Source organism: Pseudomonas sp. B7 (assembly GCF_016735645.1).
In the GTDB taxonomy this organism is placed as follows: Bacteria; Pseudomonadota; Gammaproteobacteria; order Pseudomonadales; family Pseudomonadaceae; genus Aquipseudomonas; species Aquipseudomonas glycinae.
The window spans coordinates 50,047-63,373 of record NZ_JAERRE010000015.1 but is presented as its reverse complement, the minus strand read 5'-3'; the positions used below and the strand labels follow the sequence as shown (position 1 = coordinate 63,373).

17 protein-coding genes are annotated in these 13,327 nt (G+C 59.7%); 8 read left to right on the top strand and 9 right to left on the bottom strand.

The window, feature by feature from the left end:
- Nucleotides 1–6: 6 nt before the first annotated feature.
- Nucleotides 7–1,299, bottom strand: coding sequence for an MFS transporter (locus tag JKA62_RS26825; protein ID WP_064380585.1), 1,293 nt, complete (start codon nucleotides 1,297–1,299; stop codon nucleotides 7–9).
- Between the two features lie 416 nt (nucleotides 1,300–1,715).
- Between JKA62_RS26825 and JKA62_RS26820 the strand changes: the two genes are divergently transcribed.
- The gene (locus tag JKA62_RS26820; RefSeq protein WP_011334872.1) at nucleotides 1,716–2,024 is read left to right on the top strand and encodes an RcnB family protein; all 309 of its coding nucleotides are present in this window, start codon (nucleotides 1,716–1,718) and stop codon (nucleotides 2,022–2,024) included.
- 8 nt (nucleotides 2,025–2,032) lie between these two features.
- On the opposite strand, the gene JKA62_RS26815 is transcribed toward JKA62_RS26820, so the two are convergent.
- Entirely contained in the window at nucleotides 2,033–3,109 is a 1,077-nt protein-coding gene (locus JKA62_RS26815; RefSeq protein WP_201820295.1) for a sensor domain-containing diguanylate cyclase, read from the bottom strand.
- A gap of 141 nt (nucleotides 3,110–3,250) precedes the next feature.
- Here JKA62_RS26815 and JKA62_RS26810 point away from each other — a divergent pair, with 141 nt between their 5' ends.
- On the top strand, nucleotides 3,251–3,589 hold the full coding sequence (locus tag JKA62_RS26810; RefSeq protein WP_201820291.1) for an FKBP-type peptidyl-prolyl cis-trans isomerase: 339 nt from the start codon (nucleotides 3,251–3,253) through the stop codon (nucleotides 3,587–3,589).
- A 73-nt stretch (nucleotides 3,590–3,662) separates the two neighbouring features.
- On the opposite strand, the gene JKA62_RS26805 is transcribed toward JKA62_RS26810, so the two are convergent.
- The 4 genes from JKA62_RS26805 to JKA62_RS26790 all read right to left on the bottom strand — a co-directional run bounded on the left by JKA62_RS26805 (nucleotide 3,663) and on the right by JKA62_RS26790 (nucleotide 5,020).
- The gene (locus tag JKA62_RS26805; RefSeq protein ID WP_238383018.1) at nucleotides 3,663–3,971 is read right to left on the bottom strand and encodes a hypothetical protein; all 309 of its coding nucleotides are present in this window, start codon (nucleotides 3,969–3,971) and stop codon (nucleotides 3,663–3,665) included.
- Nucleotides 3,972–3,998: 27 nt separating this feature from the next.
- On the bottom strand, nucleotides 3,999–4,238 hold the full coding sequence (locus JKA62_RS26800; RefSeq protein WP_011334842.1) for a pyocin S6 family toxin immunity protein: 240 nt from the start codon (nucleotides 4,236–4,238) through the stop codon (nucleotides 3,999–4,001).
- Nucleotides 4,239–4,357: 119 nt separating this feature from the next.
- Nucleotides 4,358–4,639 carry a hypothetical protein gene (locus tag JKA62_RS26795; protein ID WP_011334841.1) on the bottom strand — a complete coding sequence of 94 codons (282 nt, stop codon included), beginning with the start codon at nucleotides 4,637–4,639 and terminating at the stop codon, nucleotides 4,358–4,360.
- A 9-nt stretch (nucleotides 4,640–4,648) separates the two neighbouring features.
- On the bottom strand, nucleotides 4,649–5,020 hold the full coding sequence (locus JKA62_RS26790) for a DUF6124 family protein (protein WP_011334840.1): 372 nt from the start codon (nucleotides 5,018–5,020) through the stop codon (nucleotides 4,649–4,651).
- 511 nt (nucleotides 5,021–5,531) lie between these two features.
- On the opposite strand from JKA62_RS26790, the gene JKA62_RS26785 reads away from it, so the two are divergent.
- The 3 genes from JKA62_RS26785 (at nucleotide 5,532) to dmeF (ending at nucleotide 7,245) form a co-directional block, all read left to right on the top strand.
- Nucleotides 5,532–5,843, top strand: a complete 312-nt coding sequence (locus tag JKA62_RS26785) for a helix-turn-helix domain-containing protein (RefSeq protein WP_011334839.1) — start codon at nucleotides 5,532–5,534, stop codon at nucleotides 5,841–5,843.
- A gap of 182 nt (nucleotides 5,844–6,025) precedes the next feature.
- Nucleotides 6,026–6,301: a metal/formaldehyde-sensitive transcriptional repressor gene (locus JKA62_RS26780; protein WP_011334838.1), complete on the top strand. Its 276-nt coding sequence runs from the start codon at nucleotides 6,026–6,028 to the stop codon at nucleotides 6,299–6,301.
- An 11-nt stretch (nucleotides 6,302–6,312) separates the two neighbouring features.
- The gene (gene dmeF / locus JKA62_RS26775) at nucleotides 6,313–7,245 is read left to right on the top strand and encodes a CDF family Co(II)/Ni(II) efflux transporter DmeF (protein ID WP_041475578.1); all 933 of its coding nucleotides are present in this window, start codon (nucleotides 6,313–6,315) and stop codon (nucleotides 7,243–7,245) included.
- Here dmeF and JKA62_RS26770 read toward each other — a convergent pair.
- Nucleotides 7,242–8,342, bottom strand: coding sequence for a cytochrome P450 (locus JKA62_RS26770; protein ID WP_201820288.1), 1,101 nt, complete (start codon nucleotides 8,340–8,342; stop codon nucleotides 7,242–7,244). The two genes, dmeF and JKA62_RS26770, sit on opposite strands and share 4 nt — an antisense overlap.
- Before the next feature lie 79 nt (nucleotides 8,343–8,421).
- Between JKA62_RS26770 and JKA62_RS26765 the strand changes: the two genes are divergently transcribed.
- The gene (locus JKA62_RS26765; protein ID WP_011334835.1) at nucleotides 8,422–9,183 is read left to right on the top strand and encodes an ArsR/SmtB family transcription factor; all 762 of its coding nucleotides are present in this window, start codon (nucleotides 8,422–8,424) and stop codon (nucleotides 9,181–9,183) included.
- Here JKA62_RS26765 and JKA62_RS26760 read toward each other — a convergent pair.
- Nucleotides 9,180–9,923: an SDR family NAD(P)-dependent oxidoreductase gene (locus JKA62_RS26760; protein ID WP_011334834.1), complete on the bottom strand. Its 744-nt coding sequence runs from the start codon at nucleotides 9,921–9,923 to the stop codon at nucleotides 9,180–9,182. The genes JKA62_RS26765 and JKA62_RS26760 overlap by 4 nt on opposite strands.
- Before the next feature lie 262 nt (nucleotides 9,924–10,185).
- Between JKA62_RS26760 and JKA62_RS26755 the strand changes: the two genes are divergently transcribed.
- Together JKA62_RS26755 and JKA62_RS26750 are read left to right on the top strand one after the other, a co-directional pair.
- Complete coding sequence (locus JKA62_RS26755) at nucleotides 10,186–11,406, top strand: putative DNA modification/repair radical SAM protein (RefSeq protein WP_011334833.1); 1,221 nt, start codon at nucleotides 10,186–10,188, stop codon at nucleotides 11,404–11,406.
- On the top strand, nucleotides 11,403–12,242 hold the full coding sequence (locus JKA62_RS26750) for a TIGR03915 family putative DNA repair protein (RefSeq protein ID WP_201820285.1): 840 nt from the start codon (nucleotides 11,403–11,405) through the stop codon (nucleotides 12,240–12,242). The genes JKA62_RS26755 and JKA62_RS26750 overlap by 4 nt, the downstream gene beginning before the upstream one ends.
- Before the next feature lie 52 nt (nucleotides 12,243–12,294).
- On the opposite strand, the gene JKA62_RS26745 is transcribed toward JKA62_RS26750, so the two are convergent.
- Nucleotides 12,295–13,314 (bottom strand): branched-chain amino acid aminotransferase, encoded by a 1,020-nt coding sequence (locus tag JKA62_RS26745; RefSeq protein ID WP_064597568.1) that lies wholly within the window; start codon nucleotides 13,312–13,314, stop codon nucleotides 12,295–12,297.
- Nucleotides 13,315–13,327: the final 13 nt, after the last annotated feature.

The following is a 13,327-nucleotide window of genomic DNA, read 5'->3' as shown; positions in this document are numbered from 1 at the left end:
ATGTTCTCAGGCAGTAACAGGTTGCAGACGACCGCCGGCCCGGCGATACAGATAAAGCGTCGCGCCCAATGCGCAGAGCGCGCCGATGCTCATCCAGTAACCCGGTGCCGCTTTGTCGCCGGTGTACTGGATCAGGAAGGTCGACATCGCTGGAGTGAATCCGCCGAACACGGCAGTGGCGAGGCTGTAAGCCAGGGAGAAACCGGCCACTCGCACTTCCACCGGCATGATCTCGGTCAGCGCGGGAATCATCGCGCCGTTGTACAGGCCGTAGATAAACGACAGCCACAACAGCGACAGCAGCATGTGACTGAAGCTCGGCGCCTGCACCAGGTACGACAGCGCTGGATACGTGGTGGCCAGCGCCAGCAGCGCCATGGCGATCAGCACTGGACGGCGGCCGACGCGATCGGACAATGCACCGCCAATCGGCAGCCAGAAGAAGTTGGAAACGCCCACCAGCAACGTCACCAGCAACGCATCGGATGTGCTCAGGTGCAGCACGGTTTTGCCGAAGGTCGGTGCGTACACGGTGATCAGGTAGAACGCAGTGGTAGTCAGGGCAACCATCAGCATCCCGCCCAGCACCACGCCCCAGTTCTGACCGAGGGTGCGGAACACTTCCTTCATGCTTGGACGATGTTTGCGAGCGGCGAACTCTTCGGTTTCCGCCAGATTGCGCCGCAGAAAGAAGATGAACGGAACGATCATGCAGCCGACGAAAAACGGAATCCGCCAGCCCCAATCGGCGACAGCTTCCGGCGCCATCCATTGGTTCAAACCGTAACCGAGCGCGGCGGCGACGACGATGGCCACCTGCTGACTGGCCGACTGCCAGGCGGTGAAAAAGCCTTTGCGACCGGGCGTGGCGATCTCCGAGAGATACACCGAAACCCCGCCCAGTTCGGCACCGGCGGAGAAGCCTTGCAACAGGCGCCCGATCAACACCAACGCCGGGGCGAACAGGCCAATGGTTTCGTATCCGGGCACCAGCACAATCAAGATCGTGCCGCTGGCCATGATCGACAGGGTGACAATCAACCCTTTGCGCCGACCGACGTCATCAATGTACGCGCCGAGCACGATAGCCCCCAGCGGACGCATCAAAAAGCCTGCGCCGAACACTGCGAAAGTCATCATCAGGGACGCGAACTCACTGCTCGCCGGAAAGAACACCGCCGCGATTTGCGTGGCGTAGAAGCCGAACAGAAAGAAGTCGAACTGTTCGAGGAAGTTACCCGAGGTCACCCGGAAAATGGCGCCGGCCCGCGAGCCGCCGTGTGGGATTGAGGCTGTCATAGAAAAGTACTCCACCGCTTTTATGACGTGCGCGACGGGGAGGCGGCGCACGGTTCTTATTGGGGCGGATAGTGGCGCGCAGGGATCGATTTGTTAATTGCATTGTTGGCATGGATTGATGCGTATGCCGGATTAATCGGGGACTTTGTGGGGGCTGGCAGGCAAGTGATGGTGTGTCAGACAGTGCAAGTTTTGAATGTGCCGGCCCTATCGCTGGCAAGCCAGCTCCCACAGTTTTGATGGTGTGCTCAGCGATTCTGTAAACACCACAACCATTGTGGGAGCTGGCTTGCCAGCGATGGCGGACTGGTCGGCGACTACAATCTCCCAGACAGTCCGGGCAAAAAAATACAAGGAATGATTCCCGAACCCCGCAGTCGGAGTTCAGGTATCACACATCTGAAGGAGGTTCACCGATGAACAACAAGACCCTAATCGCCAGCCTGGCCCTCGTCGCCGGCATCGCCGGGATCAGCCCACTCGTTCAAGCGGCGCAAACCTCGAACGACACTGTCGAACAATCACCGACCGGCAACCGCGAACTGAACGTCAACGACCGCGCCCCGGACATTTACCAGCGCAGCGAAAAAGCCATCAAAAACTGGAAACAGAAAGGCCTCAAGCAGCCGGAACCGCAGGCGCAGTGGGTACAGATCAATGACAAATACGTGATGGTGATGATCACCAACGGGACGATTGTGGCGATTCAGCCTGTGGAGAAATAGCGTCGGGCTCAATCAGCCGGGCCATGACTCAGCGTCTGCCCGCCGCCCAACCGATACTGATTGTTCCCACTGCGCTTGGCCTCGTACATCGCCAGATCCGCAATGTGCAGCAACCGGTCCATGGTCGGTGCGTGGTCGGGAAATACGGCGACGCCGAGGCTGGTGCCGATGTGGCGTTGTTCATTGCCGATGGGGATTGGCGGGGACAGTTCGATGAAGATTTTCTGGCAGATGCTGCGCGCTTCGTCCTGCAGGTTCAGACCGGGGGCGAGGCCTTGCAGGATGACCACGAATTCATCGCCGCCGATGCGCGCGACGGTATCGCTGACCCGAAGGATGCGTTTCAGGCGCGTGGCGGTGGTGATCAGAACACGGTCGCCGGCGGCGTGACCGTAGCGGTCGTTGATCGCTTTGAAGCCGTTGAGATCGATAAACACCAACGCCACCCGCGTCTCGGTCATGCGCGCATGTTCCAGTGCTTCCGATAGCCGTTCTTCCAGCACCAGGCGGTTGGGCAGGCCGGTCAACGGGTCGAAATGAGCGAGGTGCTGGAGGTAGCTGGCCGAGGCCTTTTCTTCGGTGATGTCGCGTACTACACCCATCATCTTGATCACCGCGTCGTGATCGTTGCGCACCACATTGCCGGTTTCCCGCAACCAGCGGATTGTGCCGTCGGGCCAGACCACGCGGTATTCCTCATCATGGTTTTCACCAGTCTCCAGGCATCGCAATTCCCCCGCGCGCACCCTGGCGCGGTCATCGGGGTGTACGCAGGAACAGAACAGCGCATAGGAGGGCGTCACTTCGCCGATCTTGAAGCCGAACATGCCGAATATTGCGTCGGACCAATAGAGTCGATCCGTGTCGACTTCCCAATCCCAAGTGCCGATCCGCGCAAAATACTGGCTGCGCTTGAAGCGGTCGGCGTCGCCATCCTGACGGATGTTCTGGCCCTCGGCGGCGCGGGTGAGCAGTTCGCGATACTCGGCGAGTTGCTGACGAAGCGCGCGCACTCGGCGGATCAGAACGGCGATCACGACCAACAGCACAACGACAATGGCGAAGCTGATCCAGAGTTGAGTCATTCAAGCGTCGCTGTCATGGCCTATCGATCAGGATTGGTAGCGGGTGGCCATCATCCATCACGGCCGACGTAGGGTCAAACGGTTGCCAATGACCGGTATTTCTGGGAAAACGGCGGCCAGCGGAACAATAGAGTGAATGTTATGAATGATGAACTGCAGATAATCGATCTTCAGCCCGGCGACGGAAAAGCCGCCGTCAAAGGCGCGTTGATCACCACCCAATACACGGGTTGGCTGGAAGACGGCACCGAATTCGATTCGTCCTGGAGCCGGGGCAATTCGTTTCAGTGCGTGATCGGCACCGGTCGGGTGATCAAGGGTTGGGATCAGGGGATCATGGGGATGCAAGTTGGCGGCAAGCGCAAACTGCTGGTGCCGGCGCATCTGGGTTACGGCGAACGGACGATGGGCAAGATTCCGCCGAATTCGAATCTGGTGTTCGAGATTGAGTTGCTGGAGGTTTTGACGCGGGAGGATTGAAGCTCGCGGGACGAGTGCGTTGTGATGAGGGGCGTTCCTGATCACAACGTCCGGCATGCAAGGACTCGATGAGTCAGGTGAATGCCTCAATATCGTCAAGCGTGTCTGCGATCACGCCTTCCAGGGAGGGGAATCTTGTCTTTACTTCTTCCAGGGCCGCGAAGGCAATGTCTTTGTCCAGTTTGCCGTGCCTTCGAGCAATGTGGCCCAAAGCGGTAATGGCAGATGCGACAACCGACTCATTGCTGCTGGCGAAATACTTCAGGCAGGTTTGCTGAGCCCAGATTCTGTCTGATTCGTTCAAGCCAATAGAAATCAATCCAGCGACAACATTCCTTTCCACGCCGCTTTCAAGAATCCTCACTGCTTCATCGTGGTTCACTGTTGGTTCTTGATAGAAAAGACTCAACTATTCCCGAACCCCGATAAAAAGATCTAGTTCAGTTGGTAGGTGTTCATTAAGGACTGACGCGATTTGCCGGACCTGACCGTCATTCAATAACCATTCTCCGGCCTCGCTTTCTTCCAGGCTTTCCCAACCCAGCAACGCTAAAACCGCAGCTTCTGCCTCAGGCTTCACCGTCAGTTCAAACTTCAAAGAGTCGTCCTCTTCATCACCTTTCAAAAAGCCACTTATCCATAAAAACATTAAAAGCCTCCTGTATTTACTTGGGGGTCAACCTTGTTATTGGAGAGCTCGGAAAACACTGAACCCGCTGCCTTCCTCCACTGAGACAGCGGGTTTTTTCTTGCCTTGTACCCCAGGTATTACGCAGCCATCGCCATCTCATCCAGCGTCGCGGCAACCGTGCCGGTCAGGCTTGGAAATCTGCGCTTTACGCTGGTGAGTGCCGGCAGCAGGCGGTTGCGGTCCAGTTCGCCATGGTCGCGGGCAATCTGGACGAGGGCGGTGAGGGCGGCGCTGACAATGGATTTCCGTTCGCTCTCGAGCAGTAGCAGACAGGCTTTCTGGGCCCATTGGCTGTCTTTCTCGTTGAGGCCGATGGAGATCAGGGCGGCGATGATGTGTGCATCGGATTTGCTTTCCATGGGTGTTCCTCAGGTCGTGGCATCGAGAGTGTCCAGCGCCCGGTTCACAGCCAGTTCGCCACACATCACAACTTGGGCGATGCCCAGCACAGTGTTGCGGTAGGGCGGGTCCAGCAGCGCGGCGAAGTCGCTGAGCATCACGCTGGCCGAAGTCATCGATTCGCAGGCGTGGGCTAGCAGGGCATGCTGATCCAGGTCGGGGGCGACGAGGAACATGCGGCCGGGGCAGTGTTGTTTCGGGGCGGCGGGTTTCAGGTAATGGTCGAGAGCGCGCTCGGCGGCTTCGTGGAGTTTTTTTGAGTCGGTTGTGGAGTAGGGAGAGGTTGGGTCGAATTCGGACGGTAAGTCTGTTTCTGGTGGATTGGGTGTTGGCTTGATCATTTGCTCAGAGTCTCCAGTAATGCTGGCTCCCATTTCGCGACTAAACGATTGGGTGGCAGCTATGCGCAGGTTAGTCGACCGGGACTCCAAGCTTTACCGGCGCACCCGAAGGCGCCCTGCGCACAGCTACCATTGAGCGCAGGCGCAAAAGCACCTGACTGAATGACTGCATGCGAAGTTGGAGAACACCGAGCGACTAAACCCGTTCACTGACCATTCAGTGATGCGAATCAAGTTACGGGCAGGCTCCAAACTGCACAAGCCGGCGGATTCTGGCGTAGTTGTAGGCAAAGGCGCAAGGCGATGTAGCCTCCCGGATGGGGGCAAAATGATGCGTCATTTGTCAGGCTTTATGGCTCACGCAAGAGGTCGCTGCCGGCCTGTGAAGCTTGCTTGCTTGTGAACATCCTCTTTGTGATACCGAATATTTAATAAGCCACTTCGAGCTTGATTTATATCGGTTTCGATATAGCCTGCGTGGCACGTTCAAATGCCAGGAACAGGTGAAACCATGAAGGATCATCAAAACCCACCCCAACGTTTCTCAAGCATCTGGGATGCACTGGAAGACACGCCGCAGGAAGCGGCCAACATGCGCCTGCGGGCCAAGCTGATGCGCACGTTGTGCGAAACGATTCGTGCCTGGGAGCTTCCGCAGAAGGAGGCGGCCAAGCGTCTAGGCATCACCCAGCCGCGCCTTAACGACGTACTCAACGGCAAAATCGACAAGTTCTCTCTGGATGCGCTGGTCAACCTGTCGGCTGCAGCGCAACTGGACGTAGACCTCTGCTTCTCGTCGTCCTCGCCACTGCAATGGGCCTGACAGACGAGGGTTCCCAACGATCCTGCCTCTGAAACACCTTCCAGAGTCGGTTGCCGACTGACGCTCCGCCTCAATCCTTTCACGTCAAAAATTCAAGCTGCGACGGATGGTCGAAAACAGGCCTTGCCCCTCTCGATCGGAACAGCGACTATGCTCGCCATATAGGGGTAGGGGGTATAGGTATGTCGCACACGCACGAACACAAAGGCGAGTTGCTCAACCGGGTCCGGCGCATTGCCGGGCAGGTTCAGGCTGTTGAAAAAGCGCTGGAATCCGAGGCCGATTGTGCCAAGACGTTGCACCTGATGGCGGCGATTCGCGGCGCGGTCAATGGCTTGATGGAGCAGTTCATCGAGGCCCACGCCCGCGAGCATGTCGCCCGTCCCGACCTCAGCGATGAAGCCCGCGCCCAGGGCGTGGAAGAGTTGCTGCTGGCCATCCGCCGATATTCCAAGTGAGCGCCGACATCATGACCCTCAAGGTTGATGACTTTTCCCACAACCACCAGTTTCTCGGTGCTTCGCACGATGAAAACGCCCGCCGCACCCTGTGGGTGGTGGTGCTGACTTTCGTGATGATGATCGGCGAAATTGCCGCCGGTTATCTCACCGGTTCCATGGCATTGCTGGCCGACGGTTTCCATATGGCGACCCACGCCGGCGCCTTGGGCATCGCGGCGGCAGCCTATGGTTTTGCCCGGCGTAACGCCAACAACCGACGCTACAGTTTCGGCACCGGCAAGGTCGGTGATCTGGCGGGTTTTGCCTCGGCGATGGTGTTGGGGCTGGTGTCGCTGGGGATTGCCGGGGAATCGGTTTTCCGTCTGTTCCAGCCAACCAGTGTGGCGTTCGGCGAAGCAACCTTGATTGCCGTGGTCGGCCTGGGCGTCAACCTGCTCAGCGCTTTTCTGCTGGCCGGTCACCACAGCCATCACGACCACGGCCATAGTCACGACCACAGCCACGATCATGGCCATCACCACCATCACGACAACAACCTGCGTTCAGCTTACGTGCACGTATTGGCGGACGCGTTGACATCGGTACTGGCGATTGCCGCGCTGCTGGCCGGGCGCTATCTGGGCTGGGTGTGGATGGACCCGGTGATGGGCATCGTCGGTTCCATCGTCATCGCCAAATGGGCCTGGAACCTGATGCGCGACAGCGCCGCCGTGTTGCTCGACACCACCGACGAACCCGTGGCCGAGGAGATCCGCGAACTGCTGGAAACCTCCGATGATGTGCGCATCAGCGATTTGCACGTCTGGCAGGTCGGCCCGCAGGCGCGGGCGGCGATTGTCAGTGTGGTCGCGGTGGCGGGCGTGACTGCCGACGCGATCCGTGAGCGCCTGGCGCCGGTGCATGAACTTTCGCACCTGACCATCGAATTGCGCAACGCTTAAGGCTGCACCTCGCTGAACATCGGAACTCGTCCATTCAGCGAAGGCCGGTAGTGCCACGTGAATCTTCCCGGATCAATGTTGCGGGCGAGAATTTCAGTGAGCGTGGCGCTGGCGATCGTCATTGCCAGCGTCTGTCCGGGACATTGATGCCGACCGCTGCCGAACGTGAAGCTGCGTCGGTTCGGGCGATCCACCCTAAAGCGATCCGGGTTTTCATTCAGTGCCGGGTCACGATTGGCCGAGGCCAGCAGCACCAGAATCACGTCGCCGGCTTCCAGCCGCACGCCGTCGATTTCACAGCTGTTCGCCATAAAACGGCGAGTGTTCTGTACCGAGGGATCGAAGCGCTGGACTTCAGCCAACAACGAATCCACTGACGCGTTGCGTAATTCAGGCTGACGATGCAACGCCACCAGAGCATTGCCAATCAACCCGGCAGTGGCCTCGAATGTCTGCGAACAGAGGCCGATCAGGTTGGCGAGCAGCACGTCCTCATTGCCGACAAAACGCTGGCGAATGTCGGCGAGAAACGGATTCGGATCCGCCAACATTTCAATGAAATACCCGCGCAATTGCTCCGCCGCCCGATGCGCTGCCGCCAGTTGCAGGTCATTGCTCAGCGGCGACAGACACGCCGCGAAATCCGCCGTCAGTTCACTGATGACCCGCGCCTGCGCCGGGGTGAATCCGAGCAACGATGCAACCACGCACACCGGGTCGCGAAACATGGCTTTATAGAGGCCGTCGGAATCATTGGTGATCAACCGCGCGGACACCAGTGCGCCGACTTCTTCCCGATCAATCAACCCCAGCGGAGGCTCGATGGCCGAACGCGGGCAGCGCTGAGCTTCGCCGTCATTCATGCGCATCAAAAGGCCAAACACCTTGCCCGCCATGCCATCGACGATGGCTTTGGGCACCGGTTCCTGCACCGGACGTACCCGGCAATCCGGATGCGCCAGCACCGCGCATACCGCGCGGGCGCTGCTGGCAACCCACAGTTTCAGTCCGTGATGAAAGGTCAGCCCGCCCGCCGCGCGCAGTTCGGCGTAGTAGGGGTAGGGATCGGCGTGAGTCGCCGCGATGATCGGGTCCATGGATCGCAACCTTGTCGGTGGGGAAAGTGTTGCTACTATCTCCAGTCCTTGAGGGCGATGATTCGTCCGGGAGCGAAATATGCACGCAGAACATCAAGACATCGGCGTCTCGCAAGTGGCCGCCGCCATCGCGGAACCGGCGCGGACCAAAATGCTGTGCTCGCTGATGGACGGCCACGCCCGCACCGCCACCGAGCTGGCAACCCTTGCCGAAGTCAGCGCCTCGACCGCCAGCGCACACCTGGCCAAGCTCAAGGATCTGGCCTTGGTGCGCCTGCATGTGCAGGGCCGCCACCGTTATTACAGCCTCGCCGACAAGCGCGTGGCCCAGGCGCTGGAAGCGCTGATGGTGATCGGACAGAACTCCGCACCGACCTTCAAGCCGCATACACCGGATCGCCTGCAATTCGCCCGCACCTGCTACGACCACATGGCCGGGACGCTGGCGGTGTTGTTGCATGACCGCTTGCTGGAGACGGGATGGCTGGTGGAAACCGATGAACAGGTTTATCGCCTCAGTGAAAGTGGCGAGGCGTTTTTTGAAGGGCTGGGTATTGAGGTCAAGGATCTGTCGACGTTGCGCCGACGGTTCGCCTGCCCGTGTCTGGACTGGAGCATGCGCCGGCCGCATCTGGGCGGTTCGCTCGGTGCGGCGTTGTTGCAGGCGGCGCTGAAGCGCAAATGGGTGACGCAGGATCTGGACAGTCGGGCGCTGACGTTGACGGTGCAGGGGCGCCGAGAATTGTCATCGCGCTGGGGGCTGGTTTTGCCCGAAGCCGGGCGGGATTCGTCAGGTCGCCAGTTGGCTGATTCCACGCCCGGATCGGTGCATGCGCGTTAGCTCAAGGTGTATCCGCTGTCGACTACCCAGTCCTGACCGATGACGCCGCGTGCGCCATTGCCCAGCTGGAACAGAATGACGTCGGCCACTGCCGCAGGTTCTAGGAATTGTCCGCCCAGCAGTCGTTTGTTGACGCCTTGGGCCACGTCGCCGAGCGCTTCGTCACTCAGGCCCAATGTCGACCAGATCGGCGTTGCGGTCGGGCCGGGGGAAACGCAATTGATGCGCACACCGTGGGGTGCCAGCTCGACTGCAAGGGTTCGGGCATGGGCGATCAACGCCGCTTTTGACGCGATGTAGGCGGCCAATCCCGCGAAACTGATTCGGGCCAGAAAAGTACCGATGAACACCACTGACGCCTTGTCTGCAAGGTGCGGGCGCAGGGCGGCCAAGGTGTTCAGGGCGCCGGCGCCGTTTACTGCCCATTGGCGACCGAATGCCGAGCTGTCGAGCCCGTCGGCCAGTTCTGCGATACCGGCGTTGGGCACCACGAAACTTACCGGACCGATGCGTGCAGCTTGCTCGGCCAAAGCGGCAAGGTCAGCGGCTTGAGCGACATCGCCGGAGTGCCACACCAGTTGCTGCGGATACCGCTCAAGCAGTTCGGCCAGTGCGCCGAGCTTTCGCGACATGGCCAATACGCGCGCGCCTTGATCGAGCAGACGCTCGGTAGCGGCCAGGCCTATGCCCGAACTGGCACCGGTGATGACGGCAAGCTTGCCCTGAAAAACATGATCCATGTTCGACTCCCGTTTTTGGTCTTCAGCCAAATGGCTACGGGAGACCAGTCAATTTTCGGGCCATGCCGGACAGCCTTTAATATCAAGGGCTGCGCAGGGTTGATAGTCATTATGACGCTTGTGGAATCGAGTCAATCTGACTGCTGCTGAGTCAAATTGACCTGACTCCTGCGGTGCGACATTCCGACGAAGAGCGGCATTGCACCTTGTGTGAGCCAATCGCTGTCTATACTGTATATGCGAACAGTATCGAGTCAGTGCCATGCAAATCATCGACAAGCTCAGCATCCTCGCCGACGCCGCCAAGTACGACGCCTCCTGCGCCAGCAGTGGCGCGCCCAAGCGCAGTTCCGAAGGCAAGGACGGGCTGGGTTCGACTGATGGCATGGGCATTTGCCACAGCTACACGCCGGACGGGCGTTGTGTGTCGCTGCTCAAGATTCTGCTGACCAATTTCTGTCTCTACGACTGCCAATACTGCGTCAACCGCCGTTCCAGCGACGTGCCCCGTGCGCGTTTCACGCCCGAGGAAGTGGTGACGCTGACCCTGGATTTCTACCGGCGCAATTGCGTCAGCGGGTTGTTTCTCAGCTCGGGGATCATTCGTTCGGCGGACTACACCATGGAGCAACTGGTGCGTGTCGCGAAGTTGCTGCGCGAAGAGCATGAGTTCCGTGGCTACATTCATCTCAAAACCATTCCCGATGCGGATCCCGCGCTGATCGAAGAGGCCGGGCGTTACGCCGATCGCCTGAGCGTCAACATCGAATTGCCCACGGATGCCAGCCTGCAAACCCTGGCGCCGGAGAAGCACATCGGTTCGATCAAGCAGGCGATGAACACCATCTACACCGGTGTGCAGACCGTGCTCAACGAACCCCGCGCACCAAAGTTCGCCCCGGCCGGGCAGAGTACGCAGATGATTGTGGGTGCCGATGACACCGACGACAGCACCATCCTGCACAGCGCGCAGGCGCTTTACGGCAACTTCCGTCTGCGCCGGGTCTATTACTCGGCCTTCAGCCCGATTCCCGACAGCCCGAAAAGCGTGCCTTTGGCCGCACCGCCGCTGATGCGCGAGCACCGCTTGTATCAGGCGGATTTTCTGTTGCGCGGTTATGGCTATACCGCCGGTGAGTTGCTTCAGGGGCCGGGCAATCTGGCGTTGGACATCGACCCGAAACTGGCCTGGGCGCTGCAGAACCGCGAGGTGTTCCCGCTGGACCTCAATCGCGCCGAACCGGCGTTGATTTCACGCATCCCCGGCATCGGCTTGCGCACCACCGAACGTCTGGTGGAACTGCGTCGGCAGCGGCGCATTCGCTACGAAGACGTGGCGCGCATGCGCTGTGTGCTGGCCAAAGCCAAGCCGTTCATCATCACCAGCGATTACCACCCTCAGCAGGCGGAAGTCACCAGCCAGATGCTTTATCAGCAATTGCGCGACCGACCAATGCCGCAACAGATGGGGCTGTGGGGATGATCAATCTCGACTGCGACGACCTGTTCGACACCTGGCGCCAGCAGGCGCGCTGGCTGCTCAGCCATGAAATTGATCCGAGTCTGGTGAGCTGGGCGTCGGAAGGGGTAAGTGATCTGTTTGCCAGTGACGTGGCGGTGCCCGAAGGGCAGGGGCCGTTTCAGGCGCGAATTCCGCGTGCGTTGCTCGACACCCTGGAACAAGCGTCGCGATACCGTGGCGATCAGCGCTGGAGTTTGCTGTATGAAGTGCTGTGGCGAGTCAGCCACGGCGATCGCACGGCAATGATGGCCGGCGACAAGCTGGGCAGCGAGTTGCAGCGGCGGATCAAGCAGGTGCAGCGCGAAGCCCATCATCTGCATGCGTTCGTGCGCTTCATCGAGCGCCCGCCAGAGCTGCCGGGCCCGCAATACGTGGCGTGGCACGAACCGGCCCACGATATTCTGCACAGCGCCAGCGAACACTTCGTCGGGCGCATGGGCCGGCATCGCTGGCTGATCGCCACGCCCCGCGACGGGGTTTATTACGATGGTGAACAACTGATCCATGAACGTCAGTGTCCGCTGGAGTGGCAGCAATTGGCGCAGAACGTCGACGATCCCCACGGTGATTTATGGCTGACGTACTACAGCCACATCTTCAACCCGGCGCGTTTGAACGAGAATGTCATGCAGGGGCATTTGCCGACGCGGTTCTGGAAGAACCTGCCGGAAGGAGAGCTGATTCCCGGATTGATTACCCAGGCGCGAATGGGCAAGCAGCAGAACGGACAGGCGAGCGGGATTGCCGGTCGCGCGGGCAAGCGGATTGCCATGAAGGCCACCGAGCGAGGCGAATGAAAAAGCCCCCATCGATTACTCGATGGGGGCTTTTGTGCATCTGGCCGTCAGATCAAACCTTGACGATCCAGCCTGCTGGCGCTTCGACGTCGCCGGTCTGCACGCCGGTCAGCTCTTTGTAGAGCTTCTGGGTCACAGGGCCGACTTCGGTTTCGCTGTGGAACACGTGCAGGTGGTCGTTGTAGCTGATGCCGCCGATCGGGGTGATCACCGCAGCAGTACCGCAGGCACCGGCTTCCTTGAAATCCGACAGCTTGTCGATGAACACGTCGCCTTCGACCACTTCCAGGCCCAGACGGGACTTGGCCAGTTCGATCAGCGACAGACGGGTGATGCCCGGCAGTACCGACGGCGAGTTCGGGGTCACGAACTTGTTGTCGTGGGTGATCCCGAAGAAGTTGGCCGAACCGACTTCCTCGATCTTTTTGTGGGTCAGCGGATCCAAGTAGATGGCGTCTGCGAAGTGCGCTTTCTTGGCCTGGGAGCCCGGCATCAGGCTGGCAGCGTAGTTGCCACCGACCTTGGCGGCACCGGTGCCTTGTGGCGCGGCGCGGTCGAAGGTGGAGATCTGGAAGTTGTGCGGGGTCAGGCCGCCCTTGAAGTAGGCGCCGACCGGGATCGCGAATACCGAAAAGATGAACTCAGGTGCAGTACGCACGCCGATGTTGTCACCCACGCCGATCACGAACGGACGCAGGTACAGCGCGCCGCCGGTGCCGTAAGGCGGGATGAAGCGCTCGTTGGCGCGTACCACTTGCTTGCATGCTTCAATGAACTGCTCGGTGGAGACATGCGGCATCAGCAGGCGGGCGCAGCTGCGTTGCATGCGCGCGGCGTTCTGGTCCGGACGGAACAGGTTGATCGAGCCGTCCTTGCAACGATAGGCCTTCAGGCCTTCGAAGCATTGCTGGCCATAGTGAAGGGCAGTGGAGCCTTCGCTGATGTGCAGCACGTTGTCTTCGGTCAGGGTGCCTTTGTCCCACTCGCCATTGCGAAAGTACGACAGATAGCGTTTGTCGGTCTTGATGTAGTCAAAACCCAGCTTGTCCCAGTTGATGCTTTCGTTACCCATGACACCCTCTATC

Bases quoted from the DNA above. Each gene is read 5' to 3' on its own strand.
- JKA62_RS26780 (WP_011334838.1), top strand. From the start codon at position 6,026: ATGTCGCACACGCACGAACACAAAGGCGAGTTGCTCAACCGGGTCCGG.
- JKA62_RS26790 (WP_011334840.1), bottom strand. From the start codon at position 5,020: ATGATCAAGCCAACACCCAATCCACCAGAAACAGACTTACCGTCCGAA.
- JKA62_RS26810 (WP_201820291.1), top strand. From the start codon at position 3,251: ATGAATGATGAACTGCAGATAATCGATCTTCAGCCCGGCGACGGAAAA.
- JKA62_RS26760 (WP_011334834.1), bottom strand. From the start codon at position 9,923: ATGGATCATGTTTTTCAGGGCAAGCTTGCCGTCATCACCGGTGCCAGT.
- JKA62_RS26795 (WP_011334841.1), bottom strand. From the start codon at position 4,639: ATGGAAAGCAAATCCGATGCACACATCATCGCCGCCCTGATCTCCATC.
- JKA62_RS26755 (WP_011334833.1), top strand. From the start codon at position 10,186: ATGCAAATCATCGACAAGCTCAGCATCCTCGCCGACGCCGCCAAGTAC.
- JKA62_RS26785 (WP_011334839.1), top strand. From the start codon at position 5,532: ATGAAGGATCATCAAAACCCACCCCAACGTTTCTCAAGCATCTGGGAT.
- JKA62_RS26820 (WP_011334872.1), top strand. From the start codon at position 1,716: ATGAACAACAAGACCCTAATCGCCAGCCTGGCCCTCGTCGCCGGCATC.
- dmeF (WP_041475578.1), top strand. From the start codon at position 6,313: ATGACCCTCAAGGTTGATGACTTTTCCCACAACCACCAGTTTCTCGGT.
- JKA62_RS26765 (WP_011334835.1), top strand. From the start codon at position 8,422: ATGCACGCAGAACATCAAGACATCGGCGTCTCGCAAGTGGCCGCCGCC.
- JKA62_RS26800 (WP_011334842.1), bottom strand. From the start codon at position 4,238: ATGTTTTTATGGATAAGTGGCTTTTTGAAAGGTGATGAAGAGGACGAC.
- JKA62_RS26825 (WP_064380585.1), bottom strand. From the start codon at position 1,299: ATGACAGCCTCAATCCCACACGGCGGCTCGCGGGCCGGCGCCATTTTC.
- JKA62_RS26750 (WP_201820285.1), top strand. From the start codon at position 11,403: ATGATCAATCTCGACTGCGACGACCTGTTCGACACCTGGCGCCAGCAG.
- JKA62_RS26770 (WP_201820288.1), bottom strand. From the start codon at position 8,342: ATGGACCCGATCATCGCGGCGACTCACGCCGATCCCTACCCCTACTAC.
- JKA62_RS26745 (WP_064597568.1), bottom strand. From the start codon at position 13,314: ATGGGTAACGAAAGCATCAACTGGGACAAGCTGGGTTTTGACTACATC.
- JKA62_RS26815 (WP_201820295.1), bottom strand. From the start codon at position 3,109: ATGACTCAACTCTGGATCAGCTTCGCCATTGTCGTTGTGCTGTTGGTC.